The organism is Streptomyces sp. NPDC059900, from assembly GCF_050270335.1.
In the GTDB taxonomy this organism is placed as follows: domain Bacteria; phylum Actinomycetota; class Actinomycetes; order Streptomycetales; family Streptomycetaceae; genus Streptomyces.
This window is the reverse complement of sequence record NZ_JBNNJZ010000137.1, coordinates 1-17,246: the sequence shown is the minus strand read 5'-3', so window position 1 is coordinate 17,246 and position 17,246 is coordinate 1. Positions and strand designations below refer to the sequence as shown.

At 71.4% G+C, this 17,246-nt stretch carries 14 protein-coding genes and 3 pseudogenes; 9 read left to right on the top strand and 8 right to left on the bottom strand.

The features are described 5' to 3' along the window. Window positions 1-716, top strand: a pseudogene (locus tag ACQKIP_RS19840) (hypothetical protein); the annotation flags it as partial. A 236-nt stretch (window positions 717-952) separates the two neighbouring features. After that, on the top strand, window positions 953-1,975 hold the full coding sequence (locus ACQKIP_RS19835) for a phosphatase PAP2 family protein (RefSeq protein WP_365859919.1): 1,023 nt from the start codon (window positions 953-955) through the stop codon (window positions 1,973-1,975). A 138-nt stretch (window positions 1,976-2,113) separates the two neighbouring features. Here ACQKIP_RS19835 and ACQKIP_RS19830 read toward each other — a convergent pair whose 3' ends face one another. After that, window positions 2,114-2,329, bottom strand: coding sequence for an I78 family peptidase inhibitor (locus ACQKIP_RS19830; RefSeq protein ID WP_365859918.1), 216 nt, complete (start codon window positions 2,327-2,329; stop codon window positions 2,114-2,116). A gap of 296 nt (window positions 2,330-2,625) precedes the next feature. On the opposite strand from ACQKIP_RS19830, the pseudogene ctaD reads away from it, so the two are divergent. Next, a pseudogene (gene ctaD, locus ACQKIP_RS19825) lies at window positions 2,626-4,272 on the top strand (cytochrome c oxidase subunit I); the annotation flags it as partial. 46 nt (window positions 4,273-4,318) lie between these two features. On the opposite strand, the gene ACQKIP_RS19820 reads toward ctaD, so the two are convergent. The 5 genes from ACQKIP_RS19820 to ACQKIP_RS19800 all read right to left on the bottom strand — a co-directional run bounded on the left by ACQKIP_RS19820 (window position 4,319) and on the right by ACQKIP_RS19800 (window position 9,655). Further along, entirely contained in the window at window positions 4,319-5,389 is a 1,071-nt protein-coding gene (locus tag ACQKIP_RS19820) for a helix-turn-helix transcriptional regulator (RefSeq protein ID WP_365859917.1), read from the bottom strand. Window positions 5,390-5,492: 103 nt separating this feature from the next. Beyond that, window positions 5,493-6,368 (bottom strand): hypothetical protein, encoded by an 876-nt coding sequence (locus tag ACQKIP_RS19815; RefSeq protein WP_365859916.1) that lies wholly within the window; start codon window positions 6,366-6,368, stop codon window positions 5,493-5,495. After that, window positions 6,365-7,645: a glycosyltransferase family 4 protein gene (locus ACQKIP_RS19810; protein ID WP_365859915.1), complete on the bottom strand. Its 1,281-nt coding sequence runs from the start codon at window positions 7,643-7,645 to the stop codon at window positions 6,365-6,367. Before ACQKIP_RS19810 ends, ACQKIP_RS19815 begins: the two co-directional genes overlap by 4 nt. 164 nt (window positions 7,646-7,809) lie before the next feature. Continuing rightward, entirely contained in the window at window positions 7,810-9,090 is a 1,281-nt protein-coding gene (locus ACQKIP_RS19805; RefSeq protein WP_365859914.1) for an ABC transporter substrate-binding protein, read from the bottom strand. Continuing rightward, on the bottom strand, window positions 9,065-9,655 hold the full coding sequence (locus ACQKIP_RS19800; RefSeq protein WP_427743589.1) for a hypothetical protein: 591 nt from the start codon (window positions 9,653-9,655) through the stop codon (window positions 9,065-9,067). Before ACQKIP_RS19800 ends, ACQKIP_RS19805 begins: the two co-directional genes overlap by 26 nt. 135 nt (window positions 9,656-9,790) lie before the next feature. On the opposite strand from ACQKIP_RS19800, the gene ACQKIP_RS19795 reads away from it, so the two are divergent. From ACQKIP_RS19795 to ACQKIP_RS19780, 4 genes are all read left to right on the top strand, one after another. Beyond that, window positions 9,791-10,306 carry a hypothetical protein gene (locus tag ACQKIP_RS19795; protein ID WP_365860172.1) on the top strand — a complete coding sequence of 172 codons (516 nt, stop codon included), beginning with the start codon at window positions 9,791-9,793 and terminating at the stop codon, window positions 10,304-10,306. Between the two features lie 4 nt (window positions 10,307-10,310). Beyond that, window positions 10,311-13,010 (top strand): ABC transporter permease subunit, encoded by a 2,700-nt coding sequence (locus ACQKIP_RS19790; RefSeq protein ID WP_365859912.1) that lies wholly within the window; start codon window positions 10,311-10,313, stop codon window positions 13,008-13,010. Then, complete coding sequence (locus tag ACQKIP_RS19785) at window positions 13,007-13,696, top strand: ATP-binding cassette domain-containing protein (RefSeq protein ID WP_365859911.1); 690 nt, start codon at window positions 13,007-13,009, stop codon at window positions 13,694-13,696. The genes ACQKIP_RS19790 and ACQKIP_RS19785 overlap by 4 nt, the downstream gene beginning before the upstream one ends. A 131-nt stretch (window positions 13,697-13,827) precedes the next feature. Beyond that, a complete protein-coding gene (locus ACQKIP_RS19780) occupies window positions 13,828-14,439 on the top strand; it encodes a pentapeptide repeat-containing protein (protein WP_427743593.1) in 612 nt (203 codons plus the stop codon). Here the strand turns inward: ACQKIP_RS19780 and ACQKIP_RS19775 are convergent. Further along, a pseudogene (locus ACQKIP_RS19775) lies at window positions 14,367-14,612 on the bottom strand (transglycosylase family protein); the annotation flags it as partial. The gene ACQKIP_RS19780 and the pseudogene ACQKIP_RS19775 sit on opposite strands and share 73 nt — an antisense overlap. A 207-nt stretch (window positions 14,613-14,819) precedes the next feature. Further along, a complete protein-coding gene (locus ACQKIP_RS19770) occupies window positions 14,820-15,455 on the bottom strand; it encodes a transglycosylase family protein (protein WP_365859910.1) in 636 nt (211 codons plus the stop codon). A 521-nt stretch (window positions 15,456-15,976) separates the two neighbouring features. Here ACQKIP_RS19770 and ACQKIP_RS19765 point away from each other — a divergent pair. Together ACQKIP_RS19765 and ACQKIP_RS19760 are read left to right on the top strand one after the other, a co-directional pair. Beyond that, window positions 15,977-16,780: a hypothetical protein gene (locus ACQKIP_RS19765; RefSeq protein WP_365859909.1), complete on the top strand. Its 804-nt coding sequence runs from the start codon at window positions 15,977-15,979 to the stop codon at window positions 16,778-16,780. Between the two features lie 71 nt (window positions 16,781-16,851). Next, window positions 16,852-17,238 (top strand): hypothetical protein, encoded by a 387-nt coding sequence (locus ACQKIP_RS19760; RefSeq protein WP_427743586.1) that lies wholly within the window; start codon window positions 16,852-16,854, stop codon window positions 17,236-17,238. Window positions 17,239-17,246 lie beyond the last annotated feature (8 nt).

The following is a 17,246-nucleotide window of genomic DNA, read 5'->3' as shown; positions in this document are numbered from 1 at the left end:
CCCTGTGGGCGGTCCTGCCGGTGGGGATCGTGCAGTCGATGGCGTACAGCGAGTCCCTCTTCACGGCGCTCGCGGCATGGTCGCTGTACGCGGTGCTCACCGGCCGCTGGGTGTGGGCGGGCGTGCTCGCCTCCTGCGCGGGCCTGACCCGCCCGGTGGGCGCGGCGGTGGTCGCGGCGATCTGGGTGACGGCCGCGGTCCGCCGGGAGCGCAGCGCCGACCGGCGCATGATCCTCGGGGTGGTCCTCGCCCCGCTGGGCGCCGCGGGTTACGTCCTGTGGGTGGGCCGGCGCACCGGTGACGGCATCCTCGGCTATCTCGACGTCCAGGCGGGCTGGGGCAACGGCTTCGACTTCGGCTACGCCTTCGCCCGCTTCGTCGGCGAGAAGTTCACCGCCTTCCCCGCGGCCCTCGCGGGGGCCGGCCTCATCATCGGGGTCGCCCTGGTGATCTGGCTGTACGTCGCCGGCGTCCGCGCGAGGCAGCCGCTGCCGCTGCTCGTCTACACCGGGATCGTCGTGGCGCTCGCCCTGTGCGCGGCGGGCTATTTCGGCTCGAAGCCGCGCCTCCTGCTGCCCGCCTTCCCGCTGCTCCTGCCCCTGGCCGTGGCGCTCGCCCGGCTGCGTACGTCCAGGTCAGCCCTTGTCCTGGCGGGTGTGGCGGCGGCGAGCGCGGTGTACGGGGCGTTCTGGCTGAACGGCTCGGGTCCGCCATGATCATTTCCGGCGCCCCGGTGAGCACGGGGGAAATTCCGCACCAGGCTACGGTGAACGAATTCATAAGCCCCATAAAACGACCGTAGGAATGATCAACGAATTCAGTACGGGACTCCCGGCCGAATAGGGAAAGCGCAGGAATAAACCTCCGTCTGAGATCAATGCCACATCACATCGTCATCACAAAGCCACCGATTCGGCCTAGTCACACACTCACTCGCTGTAACGTCGATTGGGTGCGTACCGAACGAAACCTCACCCGTCTGGACCGGGTCTTCGCCCGGCTCGACCGTGAGCCGGAACGACCGGCCGGCCTCGATCTGCCGAGGATGAGCAGGCACAGGATCGTGCTCTTCAGCGCGACCCTGGCCTTCTACCTCGCCATCGTGGTCGCCGTGCTGACCACCTCGTGGCTGGTGCGGTTCGACTGGCAGGTCATGTTCTTCCGGCCCTATCAGCAGTGGCCCGAGATCCATGCCTTCCTCGACTACTGGGTGGTCCTCGGCCAGCGCGGCCCGACGGCGGTGATGGTCGCGGCCTGGCTGGGCTGGCGCTCCTGGCGCCAGCACACGATCCGCCCGCTCCTGACGTTCGGCGCGGCCCTGCTCCTGCTCAACGTCACGGTCGGCGCCGCCAAGATCGGCATGGGCCGCCTCGGCCCGCACTACGCCACCACGATCGGCGCCAACGAGATGTGGCTCGGCGGCGATATATTTCCTTCGGGCCACACCGCCAATGCCGTGGTGACCTGGGGAATCCTGGCCTACATGGCCTCCACCCCGCGCACCCGGCGCTACCTCTCGGCGCTCTCCGCCGTGGTCTCCCTCAGCGTCGGCCTGACCACCGTGTACCTCGGCACGCACTGGCTGAGCGACGTCTTCCTCGGCTGGGCGGCGGGGCTGCTCGTGCTCCTTGCGCTGCCCTGGGTGGAGCCGCTGCTCACCCGCGTCGAGGGCTGGATCTTCGATCTGCGCGAGCTCTGGCGCTCCCGCCGTGCGGGATCCGCCGTCCCCGCGCCGGTCACCCCGGTCCCCGCGATGGTGCAGCAGCCCTCCGCCGCGGCATCGGCCGACGAGCCCCCGCACCGCGAGCCGGTCGGCTCCGCCCGCCCCGCCCGCGCCCCGGCCTACCTCGCGCCGGGCCCGCACACACCGCGCTCCGAGCGCAGCCCGGCCACCCCGGCGGGCAGCCGCCGCCCGCCGCACTCCGAGCGCGCCTCACGCGCCGCCACGTCGCCGCGCCCGGTCGCCGGCGGCTAGGCCCCAAGGCAGCGGGGGCCGGTACGCACAACCCATCCCCCGCATCGCGAAGGCCCCGGTTCCGTCCTGGAACCGGGGCCTTTCGCCTGTCCGGGCCGTACGTCGTGTCCGGGCCGTCCATCGCGTCGCCGGGGGCGGTCAGCCCTTCCAGCAGCGGATCACGACGCCTTCCTTGACCTCGAAGTTCAGCCGCCCCGCGAGGTACTCCATCGTGATGATCGCGCCCGGCGGCAACGACCTGACGGTGGACCAGCCGCGCTCGCGGGCCTGCTGCTCGGCGCCGTCGGCCGCGAGGCCCACGTAGGCGTCCAGGCTGTCCTGGGGTTCGGCGGGAGGGGTCGGAATAGGTGCCATGGCCGCCACGTTAGGCGCCGCGGCCCGGCCGGGGAAGGCCGTAGCCGGACACCATGGGTCACCGGTCCCCCTCCGGTCACGCTTTTGTCACAGGATCACGACACCCGTTTCCCCTTAACTCCGTCACACGTACGGGCGGTTGTGGAGTTGTTCCGACGCGATTCCCGGATTTACCGCGGACTCCCGCACGGCGTCGGGAATCGGCCTTAATAGCACGCCGGGAAAGCGGCCGGGACGGCTTTGCGCACCCTGCGCAATTTCCCCATTTCCGGGCGCCCGACGGGATGTGACTCCGCATGGGGAATTCACGGTTCCAGCACAGCGATCTCGTACGCCCCCTGTCGGAGTCGGTGGGACGCGAGCATCATGGCCCCGGTTGGCATGCCCGGGGTGCGCGACGGCGAAGGGGCGAGCGTATGGGGACCGAGACCGCAACGGCGCAGGCGCGACCCGTCCGGCAAAGGACCCCCGGCCGGATCCTCGTGGACTGGCTGACCACCACCGACCACAAGAAGATCGGCCACCTGTACCTGATCACGTCCTTCGTGTTCTTCCTCGCCGCGGGCCTGATGGCGCTGATGATGCGGGCCGAACTGGCCCGCCCCGGCCTCCAGCTGATGACGAACGAACAGTTCAACCAGGCGTTCACCATGCACGGCACGATCATGCTGCTGCTCTTCGCGACGCCGACCTTCGCGGGCTTCGCCAACGAGATCATGCCGTTGCAGATCGGCGCGCCCGACGTGGCCTTCCCGCGGCTCAACATGCTCTCGTACTGGCTTTTCCTGTTCGGCGGCCTGATGGTGCTCGGCTCGCTCCTGGTGCCCGGCGGCCCGGCGAACTTCGGCTGGTTCGCCTACGCGCCGCTCAACAGCATGGAGCGGTCACCGGGCATCGGCGCCGACCTGTGGATCATGGGGCTGGCGCTCTCTGGGTTCGGCACGATCCTGGGCTCGGTGAACTTCCTGACGACCATCATCGGGATGCGGGCGCCCGGCATGACGATGTTCCGGATGCCCGTCTTCACCTGGAACATCCTGTTCACTTCGATCCTGGTACTGCTCGCGTTCCCCGTGCTCGCCGCCGCGCTGCTCGTCCTGGAGGCGGACCGCCGCTTCGGCTCCATGGTGTTCGCCCCGGAGAACGGCGGTGCGCTGCTGTGGCAGCACCTCTTCTGGTTCTTCGGGCACCCCGAGGTCTACATCATCGCGCTGCCGTTCTTCGGAATCATCTCCGAGATCATCCCGGTGTTCAGCAGGAAGCCGATCTTCGGCTATCTGCCCCTGATCGGCGCGACGATGGCCATCACCGGGCTCTCCGTCGTCGTGTGGGCGCACCACATGTTCGCGACGGGCGCGGTCCTGCTGCCCTTCTTCTCCTTCATGTCCTTCCTCATCGCGATCCCCACGGGCGTGAAGTTCTTCAACTGGACGGGGACGATGCTCAAGGGCTCGCTGTCGTTCGAGACGCCGATGCTGTGGGCGATCGGCTTCCTGGTGAGCTTCCTCTTCGGCGGGCTCACCGGCGTCATCCTGGCCTCGCCGCCGCTCGACTTCCACGTCACCGACTCGTACTTCGTCGTGGCCCACTTCCACTACGTGGTGTTCGGCACCGTCGTCTTCGCGACCTTCGGCGGCTTCTACTTCTGGTGGCCGAAGCTCACCGGGAAGATGCTCGACGAACCGCTCGGCAAGATCCACTTCTGGACGCTCTTCGTGGGCTTCCACCTCACGTTCCTCGTCCAGCACTGGCTGGGCGCGGAGGGCATGCCGCGGCGGTACGCGGACTACCTCGCGGCGGACGGCTTCACGGTGCTCAACACCATCTCGTCCATCGGGGCGTTCCTGCTCGGCATGTCCACGCTGCCCTTCCTCTACAACATCTGGAAGACCGCCAAGTACGGCAAGAAGGTCGACCTCGACGACCCCTGGGGCTTCGGCCGCTCCCTGGAGTGGGCCACCGCCTGCCCGGCGCCGCGCCACAACTTCGTCACGCTGCCCCGGATCCGCTCGGAGTCCCCGGCGTTCGATCTGCACCATCCCGAGTACGCGGCGTTCCAGCCGCCGGGGGCCCAGCACCCGGATCCGCAGACCGAACACCCCGGTCCAGGGCCCGGCTCAGGAGGTCCCGCGCCGAGCTGAGCCGCTCGGTGAAGTCGGCGGGCTCGACGACCTCGAACTCGAAGCCCATCAGGAGCACATGGATGACCATGACGTCCAGGCTCGTGGCACCCGTGCGCAGCAGACAGCTGTGCTCGGTCTCCGCCTCCAGCGTGCCGTCCGACGGAGTGACCCGCTGGGCCGCCTCCTCCAGCGGCACCAGGAGCCGGAACACCGCCCGTGCGGCGTACGCGCGCGTGGAGACGCCCTTGGAGACGTACGCGGCGAGGTCGTCGGCCGGCGGGGTGCGGGGCGCGAACCGGGGTCCGTGCGGCGGCCGGGGTTCGATGCGGTCCGCGCGGAACGTGCGCCAGTCGTCGCGCTCGACGTCCCAGGCGACCAGGTACCAGCGGCGCTCGGTGCAGACCAGGCGGTGCGGTTCGACGGTGCGGCGGGTCGAACTGCCCGCGTGGTCGCGGTAGTCGAAGCGCAGGCGCTGCGCGTCACGGCAGGCGTGCGCGAGTTCGGTGAGCACCGAGGGGTCGACGCTCTGCTGCTGCGGGGTCCTGAGCATCGGCACGGTGAACGCCGTCAGCGCGCCCACCCGGCGCCGCAGCCTGCCGGGCAGCACCTGCTCCAGCTTGGACAGGGCGCGCACGGAGGTCTCGCCGATGCCCTCGATGCCCTGTCCGGCGGCGGTACGCAGGCCGACGGCCACCGCGACCGCCTCGTCGTCGTCCAGGAGCAGCGGCGGCAGCTCCGCGCCCGCGCCGAGCTGATAGCCGCCGCCCGTGCCGGGGCTCGCGTTGACGGGGTAGCCGAGCTCGCGCAGCCGGTCCACGTCACGCCGCACCGTGCGCGGGGTGACGCCGAGCCGGTCGGCGAGGTCCGCGCCCGACCAGTCGCGGTGAGCCTGCAGCAGCGAGAGCAGGCGGAGCAGTCGTGCGGAGGTCTCCAGCATGGAGCCGATTGTGCCCGGCGTCGCGGACACCTACGGTCCGCGATGGCACCGGGCCCCCGCCGGCCCTGTGCCCGTCAGTCCGGTGCCCGTCAGTCCTGCGCCCTCAGTCCTCGACCGCGTTCGCCTCGCGGATCCGTACGGAGAGGTCGTTGTCGTTCGTGTAGTACATCCCCGCGTCCAGCGGACCGTGCGCCGCGGTGTCGAGCCGCACCGAGGGGTAGGTGAAGATCTGCTTCTTGTCCGGCACGTCGTCCAGGAGGCGGGCGAGCCGGATCCGCGGCCCGCTCTCGCCCGCCGGGCGCAGCCAGAGGTCCCAGGGCCCCGGGCCGGCGGCCGCGAGCACGTCGCAGTGCAGGCCGAAGCCGAACTCCACGCCGTCGGCGCTCACTGTGGAGCGCTCGATCCGGCCGGGCTCCCCGCGCCGGGTCGCCTCCGCGTAGGCGGCGCCGGTCAGCGCGGTGCCGTAGACACGGCCCTGCGCGGTGACCGAGGTGCCGTCGATCTTCAGCTCGCCGATCTCCGCGTGCGGTGCGCGCAGCCAGCTGCGCACAGAAAGGTTTCCCTGCTTGGTGGCGTACGGAATGCGGACGGCGATGTAGCCGCGGGCCCCGCTGGGGGCGCGGTCGACCAGGGAGCGCAGGTCGTTCACGCCGGGCGCGAGGCGGCGCGGGGTGCCTCCCCCGACCTCCGCGTAGGCGTTCCAGCGTCCCTCGGCCAGCTCGACGCTGCTGGGCAGCGCGGCCCGCAGGCTGCCGTCGGCCGCCGGGGACAGCGGCAGGCGCACGTCCTCGTCGGCGGACGCGGCATCGCGGCGGCGCAGCAGGAGGTAGGCGGCGCCCCGGCCGCCGGGGTCGGTCACGTCGAAGGTGAGTCCGCCCGCGGAGTCGGCTATGCAGTCCGCGCGGGGTGCCGCTGCGACGTCCTGATCGACACCGGCGTCGCAGGGCGATGAGGCGTCCGAGGTGGCCAAGGCCGTCATGCGGTGGATCCCTTCGTCTGTATGCCGCTGGTCGGTACCCCGTGTCCCATGTCCCGCACCGCGTACGCGCCGCCCAGGAGGGCGCCCCGGGTGCGGTGCAGCGATCCGCGCACCCGGCCGCCGAAGGAGCTGCCGCGGGCGACCATCCCGGTGAACATCGCGTCGTAGCGCTCGGCGATGCGGACCGGGTCGAAGCGCTCGGAGTCCTCGAGTGCCGCCCCCGCCATCTGCCGGCGCAGTGTGTCGTTGTTGATCAGTTCGAGCAGGCCGCCCGCGATCGCGTCGGGATTGCCGACCTCGACGAGGCGTCCGTCGACGCCGTTCTCGATGATCTCGCCGGGGCCGTGCGGGCAGTCGGTGGCGACCACGGGCAGGCCGCAGCGCATCGCCTCGACGATCGTCATGCCGAAGGATTCGAGGCTGGAGGTGACGGCCGCGATGGAGCCCTTGGCCCACTCGGGCTCGATGGGGTGGGCCGGTCCCATCAGGAAGACGTGGTTGTAGAGGCCGAGTTCGTCGATCAGGGCGCGCAGCTTGTCCTTCTGCTTGCCGCCGCCGTAGATCCGCAGGCGCCAGTCGGGCCGCTCGGCGCGGACCTGGTCGAAGGCCCGTATCAGCAGGTCGTACCGCTTGACGGGGGCCAGGCGCCCGGCCGCCACGACCCACTTCTGGTTGCCGTCGGCGGGCTCGATGCCGGGCGCGGGGACGGGGTTGGGCACGGCCTGGACGTGGACTCCGGGCAGGCGCATCTTGCGGCGGTAGGCGCGGGCGTCGGCCTCGGTCGTCGTGGTCAGGACGTCGAGGCGGGGGTAGACGCTGCGCAGCTGGCGGCGCAGTTCCTTGGAGTGGCTGTCGAGCGTGAGGTGCTCCTGGCCGACGCGCAGCGGTCCGCGCGCGGCCTCGCGGGCGATGTGCACGTTCAGGCCGGGGCGGGTACCCACCACCACGTCGGCGCTGAGCGAGGAGAGGTGCTCGGCGATGCGCCGGTCGGTGAGGGCGTTGTACTGGCGGTAGCGGCCCTCCGCGGTCGGGAACGCCCTGGCGGGCCGCAGGGCGTCGGGGGTCTGTCCCTCGTAGCCGGGGCTTTCCTTGCGCATGTCGACGAGGTGACTCAGCCGGACGCGGGAGCCGGGCGAGAACACGGGTTCGTCGCGGTGCCGGAAGACGGAGACGATCTCGACGTCGTGCTGCTCGGCGAGAGTGTTCGCCAAGTTGTACGTCGTCCGGATCGTCCCGCCGATTCCGTACGCGTTGTGAATAAGGAAAGAGATGTGCATGCGTCCCCGTATCCCACGCTTCCCCGCGGACAGTCCTTCTCGTCCGCCTACCGCAGGGTTAGACGGGGATTACGGGCAGAGGGTTGGGTTTCATCATCATCTTGTTCCTGAACAGTTGTGCCTTCGGTACGCGGATCCGGGAACTTTCCTGCTGCTTACACGCATCATGGCTGGTAGGAGAGCTGCGGCACGTCGAAGCAGTTTTCGTTCATGTCTCCTTGTGTGACCCAGCCCTCACCGTCCTTCCAGCGGGCCACCGACATACAGGTCATACGGGTCTGCGGCGGATCGGCCCGTTCCTCATACGTCACCGGAAGCAGCAGCCCCCGGGCGGTGTACGACTTACCCCGGTTCATAAAGCGGTCGACGCACGCGCGCGTGACCTCCCCCCGGCACGACGTGGCCGCGTCGGTGAACCACATCGCGGCGGCCCAGCCCTCCAGCTGCCACTGGGAGAGATCCTTGTGTCCCTTCATGGCGTCGCGGAACTCGCGTACGGCCGGATGATCCGTGTCCTCGTAGTTGCGGCTGGCTCCGGTGGCCCACAGCGCGTTGCGGCAGCGCGGCGCGTCCTTGTAGTCGTCCGCCACGGAGGAGGTCCAGTTCTGCACGTTGGTGACCTTGGCGGTGACGTGCGCACCCACCTCGTCCATGGCCTCGCACAGCTGGGCGTTGCCATGGGTGTCCATCGCGTCGAAGACGAGGTCGGCGCCCTGCTCCTTCAGGTCGGCCGCCGCGGCGCGGAAGTTGGGCAGCGCGAAGTCGACCTGCTCGGTGACCACCTTGTAGCCCTCGGCCTTCAGACCGCGGGTGACGAGCCGGGCGTACGCGGCGGACGCGGCCTGGTTGTAGGAGACGACGGCGGCGGTCCGCGCTCCCTGCTCCCGCTTGAAGTAGCGGTAGACCTCGGTGCCGCCGACCAGCTTGCCGCCCCAGCCGGGTGTCCCGTCGCGCGGGGCGAGGCTGCCGTAGATCCCGTACAGATGCGGATAGGTGTCGTACGCGGACCCGATCGGCTGCCCGCCGACGTCGGGCACGCCGGCGCCGGAGACGCGGGAAGCCCCGGCGTAGTCAAGGGAGCTGGTCGCGACGAGCGCGACGACGCGCTCCTCCTCGACCAGCTTGCGCACGCACGCGCTGTTGCCGACGCCGCTGCCGCCGTCGTCACAGGCGCGCACGTCGACCTTGCGCCCGCCGATGCCGCCGCGCGCGTTCAGCCGCTCGAAGTACGCCTTGGCCCCGTCCCGCGGCCCGGTGAACGCCGAGCCGCCGACCGGGCTCGTCGCGCTGGTGATGATGCCGACCCGGACCGGCGCCCCCGAGGGGGCGGGCGCCGTGCCGCGGCCCTCGAAGTCGCTCTCGGGGAGCCTGCTGCCGCATCCGGCCACCGCCACGAGCAGCGCGGCCAGGGCGAAGGTCTCAGCAGCCCGGACCGGGCGACTCATTGCCGCTCAGCTTCACCAGTGCGCAGAGAGTCTTGACGGACACCTTCCAGGTGTCGTCCTGGTTGACGGAGGTGCCCGAGGCGTCGGGCAGCGCGGTGGCGCCCTTGAGGGTGAGTGCGTACGTCACGTCCGCCTCGGTCGCCGAGCCGAACGCGACCTTGGTGACGTCGGCGCTGACCTGCTTGCCGCGCTCGTCGCCGCTGAAGCTCTTCAGGACGGCGCGCATCTTCGGGCCGTCCTCCAGGACGGCCTCCTTGTCCTTCATGGAGACGGCGGGATCGAAGAACTTCTCGAAATTCTCCTTGACCTCCTTCTCGGCCGCCGCCGGATCCGCGGGCGCGGAGGCGCCGTCCGAAGGAGCGTCCTGGTCATCGGAAGGGGTGTCCTGCGAGGACTTCTCGACGGACGGCTTCGGCGGATCGCTCTCGCCGCCCCCGCCGCTGTCGTCGCCGCACGCCACGGCGGCCGGAGCGACGAGCAGGACCGCGGCTGCCGCCCATGCCGCGCTCCGCACCCTTCCCCGCTTGAGATCGCTCCCCCGCCTGGGGCTGGTCCAGAGAACCATCTGGTTCACCACCGGGTGTCGGTCCGGGCCGTCACGGCCCGGAGCTTTCAGGGTCGGCTTCCAGAAGGCATAGTGCAATCCATTGACTGACATGGACAGCCCATCGACGTGACTGACGTGTTCCAGGGGGCCCATATGCGGGCGGCTCGACCGGATCAGACAGCTCGTTCGGCCCGGCTCCGCGCCGTGCACCCCGTCCTGTGGGCGGCCTTCGCCGCCCTCGCCGTCGGTGCGGTGCTCTGCGTGTTCGGCTGGTACGGCATGTCGGGCGAACGCTTCGCCGAGCGGCAGCTCCCGTATCTGGCGTCGTGCACGGTGCCGGGCGCGGCCCTGATCGTCGCCGGTGCCGTCCTCTTCACCCACGGCAGAAGCACCCTGGCCACGGCGCGCGTCGAGGAGCTGTACGAGCTGCTGGTGACGGCGGGCACGCCTCCCCCCGATGCGGGGCGGGCCCAACCGGTGGCGACCAGCGGCGACATGCTGATGATCCCCGGCGGCACCCTCTGGCACCGGGCGGACTGCCCCCTGGTGGCGGGGAAGCCGAAGGCGGTGCCCGCCGACGGCCGCATCATCGCGACCGGCGACCTGAGCCCGTGCCCCATCTGCGAACCGGAACCGGCCCCCGCCGCCCCGTCGTCCCCGGAGCGATGACCCGGTGTCCTCCCTGAGCTACGACCTGACGCTGGCCGGGCTCGCGGTCGGCAGCGCGGCGGCTCTCACCGGAATCGGCCTGATCGTCACGTACCGCGCGACCGGTGTCCTCAACTTCGCGCACGGCGCGATCGCGATGGTCTGCGCATACGTTCTGCGCCAACTGGCGGTGGAGTGGGGCTGGCCCCTGCCCCTGGCCACGGCATTCACGCTCCTTGTCGTCGCCCCGGCCATCGGTCTGCTCCTGGAGAAGGCGGTCTTCCGCCCCTTGTCGGTCCTCGGCAGCGACCCGGCCCGGACCCTGGTGGCGTCCATCGGCGTCTTCATCCTCCTGGTCGGCGGCGCCGCGCTGATCTGGGGCCCGGGAGCCAAGGCGGACGCCCCCGTCCTCGTGTCGGCGGACCCCTGGGCCCAGTTGGCGGTGACGGTCGCCCTCGCCGCAGGGGTCTGGGCGGTCACCCGCTGGACCCGCTTCGGGGGCGAGCTGCGGGCCGTGGTCGACAACTGGCCCCTCGCGGTCCTCAGCGGCATCGACGCGGACCGGGTGGCCTCGGCGGGCTGGGCGTTCGGCGCGTTCACGGCGGGCCTCACCGGCGCGCTGCTCGCCCCCTTCGTGCGCCTCGACCCGTACGGGATGCCGCTCCTGGTGATGGAGGTGGTGGCGGTAGCGGTGGCGGCCCGTATGCGGAGCCTGCTGGTCGCGACAACGGTGGCCCTGGGAATCGGCGTGGCCCAGAGCCAGCTGACCCGCCTGCACCCCTCCGGCCGGGCAGAGCCCCTCCTCCAGGCGCTGGGGGCCAACCTCTTCGTGGTGGCCCTGCTGATCGCGGCCCTCGTGCTCCCCGGCATCGGATCGCGCAACACGCTCCCCCGCACGGCGACGGCGCGCGTCCCGACACCGCCGGGCGCGTGGATCGTGGCGACGGTCCTCTTCCTCATCCCGCTGGGCTTCGCGGGCTCGGACCTGACCACCGCGGTGCAGGTCCCGGCCCTGGCCGTCATCCTCCTCTCCCTGGTGGTCGTCACCGGCAGGGGCGGCCAGATCTCCCTGGGCCAGGCGGCGTACGCGGGTCTGGGCGCGCTGTTCACCGCGCTCCTGACGGCGGGCCGCTTCCCCGGTCTGCCCGAACTCCCCCATCTCCCCGCCCTGGCCGTGGCCGTCCTCCTCGTGGCGCCCCTCGGCCTGCTCACCGGCTGGCCCGCGTTTCGCCGCCGGGGCCTCGCGCTCGCCCTGGCCACGTTCGCCGTCGGCGTCGGGGTCAGCCGCTTCGTCTTCGCCCAGCCGTACGCGACGTCGGGGCTCACCCTCGACCGCCCGGCGGGCTTCGACGGCGACCGCGCGTTCTACGTCCTCGAACTGGTACTGCTCGCCGCGGCGCTGCTCTTCGCGGTCAGGATGCGCCGGGGCCGCATGGGGCGTGCGCTTGCCGCGATGCGGGATCACGAGGCGGGGGCGGCGGCCGCGGGGGTGCCGGTGCGCACGCTGAAACTGACGGCCTTCGTGGCCGGTGCGGCGCTTGCCGCGCTGGGGGGCGGGATGCTGGGCATGGGGCTACGGGCCTTCGATCCCGGCGCGTACGACCCCGTGCGGGGGCTTCTCTGGTTCGCGGCGGTGGTGGTCCTTGGCGCGGACAGCCTCCTCGGCGCCCTGCTGGCGGCGGCGCTTCTGGTGGGCCTTGACGCGGGGACGCGGGGCGGGGTGGCCGCGGCGCTGATCGGTGTCCTCGCTCTCCTGGTGGGCCGCTTTCCCGGTGGGCCCTACGAAGCCCTGCGGGCCGCTGCCGCGGGGGTTCTACGCCGCCCCGCCCTGACGCCGCTGGGCGAGCGGGCCCGCAGCGCACTGTCCCCCGCCGCGGGGTCGCCCCGCAGTCGCCCCGCCCCGGACAAGCCTTCCCGCACGTCCGCCCGAATACCCCGCAGCCGCTTCTGGCCGGACAAGCCTTCCCCCTCACCCACCCGATCGCCGCAGACGCCCCCGCGGCCACCAGCCGACGCCCGACCGCTGACGGCCCACCACCTCACCGCCGCCTACGACGGGTTCACCGCCCTCGACGGCGTCGACCTGTGCGTGCCCCCCGGCCGCATCACCGCGGTGGTAGGCCCCAACGGCGCAGGCAAGAGCACCCTCTTCCACTGCCTGGCCGGCACCCTGCGCCCCGCATCGGGCCGCATCACCCTCGACGGCAAGGACATCACCCGCACCCCCGCCCACGCCCGCACCCGCCTGGGCGTGGCCCGCACGTTCCAGCAACTGGCGGTCTTCCCCTCGCTGACCATCACGGAGAACGTCCGGGTCGGCACCGAACAGGGCCACCTCAGGCACTCCGCCACCGAGGCCGCCGAGGCCGCCGAGGCCACCGACCAGGCCCTGCGCCTCCTGTCCCTCCACGACGGCGCGACCCGCCACCGCCCCGCCGCGGACCTCCCCACCGGCACCCTCAGACGCGTGGAACTGGCCCGCGCCCTCGCGGGCCGCCCCCACACGCTCCTGCTCGACGAACCGGCGGCGGGCCTGGACACCGCCGAAGTCGCCGCGCTGGCCCGCGTCCTGCGGGCCCTCGCCGCCGACGGCATGGCGCTCCTGGTGGTCGAGCACGACATCGACCTGGTCGCGAACCTGGCCGACACCGTTCATGTCATGGCAGCGGGCCGCATCGTCATGTCGGGCCCGCCCACCGAAGTCCTCCAGAGGGCGGTCCCATGAGAACCGGCATGCAACTGCGCGAGGCCCGCGTCCGCTACGGCCCCCTGGAAGCCCTGCACGGCGTGACCCTCGCCGCGCCCTCCCCCGGCCTCACCGTCCTCCTCGGCCGCAACGGCTCCGGCCGCACCACGGCATTGCGCGCCCTGGCCGGCACGGCCCCCCTCACCGCCGGCACGATCACCTGGGACGGTACGGACGTCACCCGGCTCACCGCGCACGCACGCGCGACGCGGGGCCTGTGCTTCGTACCGGACGGCCCCGCGGTGTTCGGCCACCTCACCGTCGACGAGAACCTGGGCCTGTCCGGCTCCGAGGCCAGGACCGACGTCACCCCGGCCCTGGAGGCGTTCCCCGAACTGCGCCCGCTGCTCTCCCGCAGGGCAGGCACCCTCTCCGGCGGCGAACAGCGCATGCTCGCCCTCTCCCGGGCCCTCCTCGCGAAGGACGCCCGGGTGTTCCTCGTCGACGAACCCACCCAGGGCATGTCCCCTTCCGTCGCGTCCCGGGCGTACGACCTCCTGGTCGGCCTGAGCGCGCGCTCCTGCGTCCTCACCGCGGAACAGCGGCTGCCGCCCGGCCTGCGTGAACACGCGAGCCGGACGGCAGTGGTGGTGCACGAGCTGCGCCGGGGCGCGGTCGTGTTCAGCGGGGAGGCGAGCGAACTCAGCCGCCGGGGCAGGCACTGACGGCCTTCGTCCGGGGCCCGCGTCCACGGCCTCCGGTCTACTTCGAGGGGGCCTTCTCCGGAGCGCTCTCCTCAGGGGCGGAGCCGGTCTTCTTCGGAGCTTCCGTCTCCTTCGGAGCGACCTTCTCCGGAGTGGACTTCTCCGGAGTGGCCTGCTTCGAAGCACTGGTCTCCGGAGTGGCCTCCTTGGAAGCAGCCTCCTTGGGGACGACCTCCTTCGGCGCCTCGGTCTCCTTCGGAGCGCCGCTCTGCGTACCGGCCTCCTCCGGAGCGGTCTTCTTCGGAGCATCCTTCTTCGGAGCGTCCTTCTTGGGCTTGGGCGCATCCTTCTCGGGCGCATCCTTCTCGGGCGCATCCTTCTTGGACGCGTCCTTCGCCGGAGCCTCCTTCTTGGCAGTGGCACCGGTCTTCTTCGGGATGACCAGCTCGGTGCCGACGCCGAGCACGTCGGGCCGGCTCCCCACAGCCTTGCGGTTGGCCTTGTACAGCGCTTGCCAGCCGCCCTTCACCTTGTACTGCCGGGCGATGGAGCTCAGCGTCTCCCCGCGCTTCACGACGTGCACGACGAGGCCGAGGTGCCCGTCCCGGATCTCCTTGGGGATCTTCTTCGAGCACACGGGCCAGGCCTTCCATCCCTGGCTGCGCAGCACCTTCTCGGCGACCTTGATCTGCTCCTTCTTGGTGGCGAGGTCGGCACGCGGCGCGTACTTGAGCCCGCCGTGCGCCTCCCAGGTGGGCTGGTAGAACTGCAGCCCTCCGTAGAAGCCGTTCCCGGTGTTCACGTTCCACCGGCCGCTGCTCTCACACTTGGCGAGGCAGTCCCAGGGCCCCTCGGTACGGGAGCACTCGCCCGCCGGGCCGGCGGGCCCGAGCCCCGACAGGGCCGGTGGCGGCGCCGCGGCAGCGGGCGCGGACATCGGCAGTACCAGCGAGGAGACAGCCGCGACGACCAGACCAGCGGGCCACAGCGACCGAAGACTCTTGATCGACATCGGATACATCCGGCCACGCTAGGCAGCGTCAACACGGCGAACGTCCGTGCCGCGCCGCCACGGGCGCGCGGCCCCACCCGGTCGGACGACCGGGCAGGGCCGCTCCCCTGGAGGACGGATGGAGGACGGAACTCAGAGATCCAGCCGCTGTCCGGGCAGGATCATGTTCGGATCCGATCCGATGACCGCCTTGTTCGCGGCGTACACCTTGTGCCAGCTGACGCCGTGCGCCGCCGCGATCCGGCTCAGGGTGTCCCCCTGCCGAACGGTGTAGTCGCCGCGCCCGGAACCCCGGTCGGCGTGAGCCGGTGTCCGCTGCGGCGGCTTGGCGGGCTGCTGCTTGACCGCCTTGGGTGCCTTGGGGGCCTGAGCGGCCTTGGGGGCCGCCGGAGCGGCCGCCGCCCCCGGTGCGCCGCCGGACGCACCCGCCCGCGCCGAACAACTCGGCCAGGCGCCCCACCCCTGAGCGCGCTGGACCTTCGTGGCCACCGCGATCTGCTGCGCCTTGGACGCCCTGTCGGCGGTCGCCGCATAGGCTCCTCCGCCGTACGCGCGCCAGGTGGAAGCGGAGAACTGAAGTCCTCCGTAGTAGCCGTTCCCGGTGTTGATGCTCCAGTTTCCGCCGCTCTCGCACTGAGCGATGCGATCCCACACTCCGCTGTCCGCCGCTCCGGCCTGGCCGGTGGCGGTGAGCAGTCCCAGCGGGGCGAGCAACGCCGCTCCGCCGATCACTGCCGTCCTGCGAACGCACTTGGGACGTGCGGACATGAATATCCCTCTCGAAGGACCCGGGCTCCCCCTGGTGTCCCGGACCTCCTCGCGCGTCTGGCGCCGGAGGTCCGCTCACCCCGTCCGCCGGAGTTCGGCACTCCTGTGCCGCGGTGCTTGAGCTGGCTGGTGCGGCCGGCGGACGTACCCGAGCGGTGCTCGCTGCACACGGCGGTGGAATCTAGGCGGGTACTCGCCCCGATATCAACCAACTCCTTGTCATTCCAGGCCAGTTAGCTGTTACCCGGAGTATCAGTCATTTCAAGCCAACCACTTAATTCACTGATTTCCGTATTTGTTACCCCGTCACCACAGCGATCTGTGACCCAGCTCACCGATGCAACTTCCCTGTACGCAGAAGGCGTTGGCGCGGAGTGACGGATTCCAGCGGACAACTCACCCTCCGCTGCGGATGGTTCGATTCCGTTCGCCTTCGCGCGTGACTTGCGCCACTGATCGCCCGTTGTCTCCTTATGAGCCGGACATCCCCGGCCCGTACGCTACGAATCCGAGGAGCCCCCGTGCCGCGCATGCTCGACGTCGGCGACGACGTACGCGCCGAGATCGGCGACGAAGAAGCCGACCGGCTGCTGGCCGGAGAAAACGCTCCGGGCAGCTACGACTGCACGTCCTGCCGGACCCCGGGCGACACAGAGCAGGAACGCACCAGCACGGTCCTGTTCATCGGCGACGAAACCGCCGTGCTCGCCTTCGCCCACGCCACCTGCCTGCCCTCCCAGATCGTCCAGGTCTCCGAGGAGCAGCTCCAGGGCGCCGTGCGCTCGATCACCGGAGAGGACGGCACCGGCCTCGCCGGCGTCCCGGCACCCGGACCCGGCGAAGGAGCGCCCGACCAGGCGGTCCTCGGCGTGACCAGCGGTCTCGTCCTCATCGAGGGCGAGCTGCGGCCCGCGCTCGTCGTCGAACCGACCGGCGCCATCGCGCGCCCCGGCACCGACTCCGGCGGCGACAACTTCCTGACGCTCCTGGCCGAGCAGGGCTTCACGCCGGTGGCCTCCCTCGACGGCGTGCCGCCGGTGCTGCACGGCTGGTCGGTGCTGCTCGCCGCGGGCCAGCTGCACGCGGTACTCCAGCCAGGCCCCGACGGCGGCTCCCCCGTCGCGTGGTGGCAGGCCCACCACCCGCTCCAGGTCACCGAGGCCTGGCGGTCCGCGGCCAACAAGCTGCAGTCGGTGCTCCTGTTCGCGGCGCCGGTCGGCTCCATCGGCCGCCAGCCGCGCGAGGATCTGCTGCGCGGCGCCCTGGACAAGGCGGCGGCGCACGGGCGCCTGGTCGCGGCGGCGATGCCGCTCGCCGGCACCTGAGCCAGGGCGGGCCGCGCCGTCGAAAGCGGCGCGGCCCGCATCCGTATGCGCATGGGGTCGTTTGCACGTACGTGCACACATACGACCCCTCCCGCCCCCGGCCGGCGTACCAGACCCCCATCCCCTCGATGCGTTCGTCGCAGGACACGGGGGCAGACCGCTCGGCCACGCCGATCTATGACGCGCTCTACTCGGAGTACCGCAGGTCGTTCAAGGCCCTTCCGGGCGACCGGAGCGGCGAGGAGGATCTGGGTTTCACGTCCTTCGGCAGCACGTCTTTCGGCAGTGCCTCCTTCGGCGGCACGTCGTACGGCACGCACCGTGCGGGTGACCGGCACGACTCGCGGTTCAACGCGTTCGGCCAGCTGCACGTCTCCCGTTACGGCCACGAGCAGCACGGCACGGCGCACCAGCAGTTCCCGGCGGCACTGCCGCCGGGGCCGCGCAGGGGCATCTGAGGAAACAG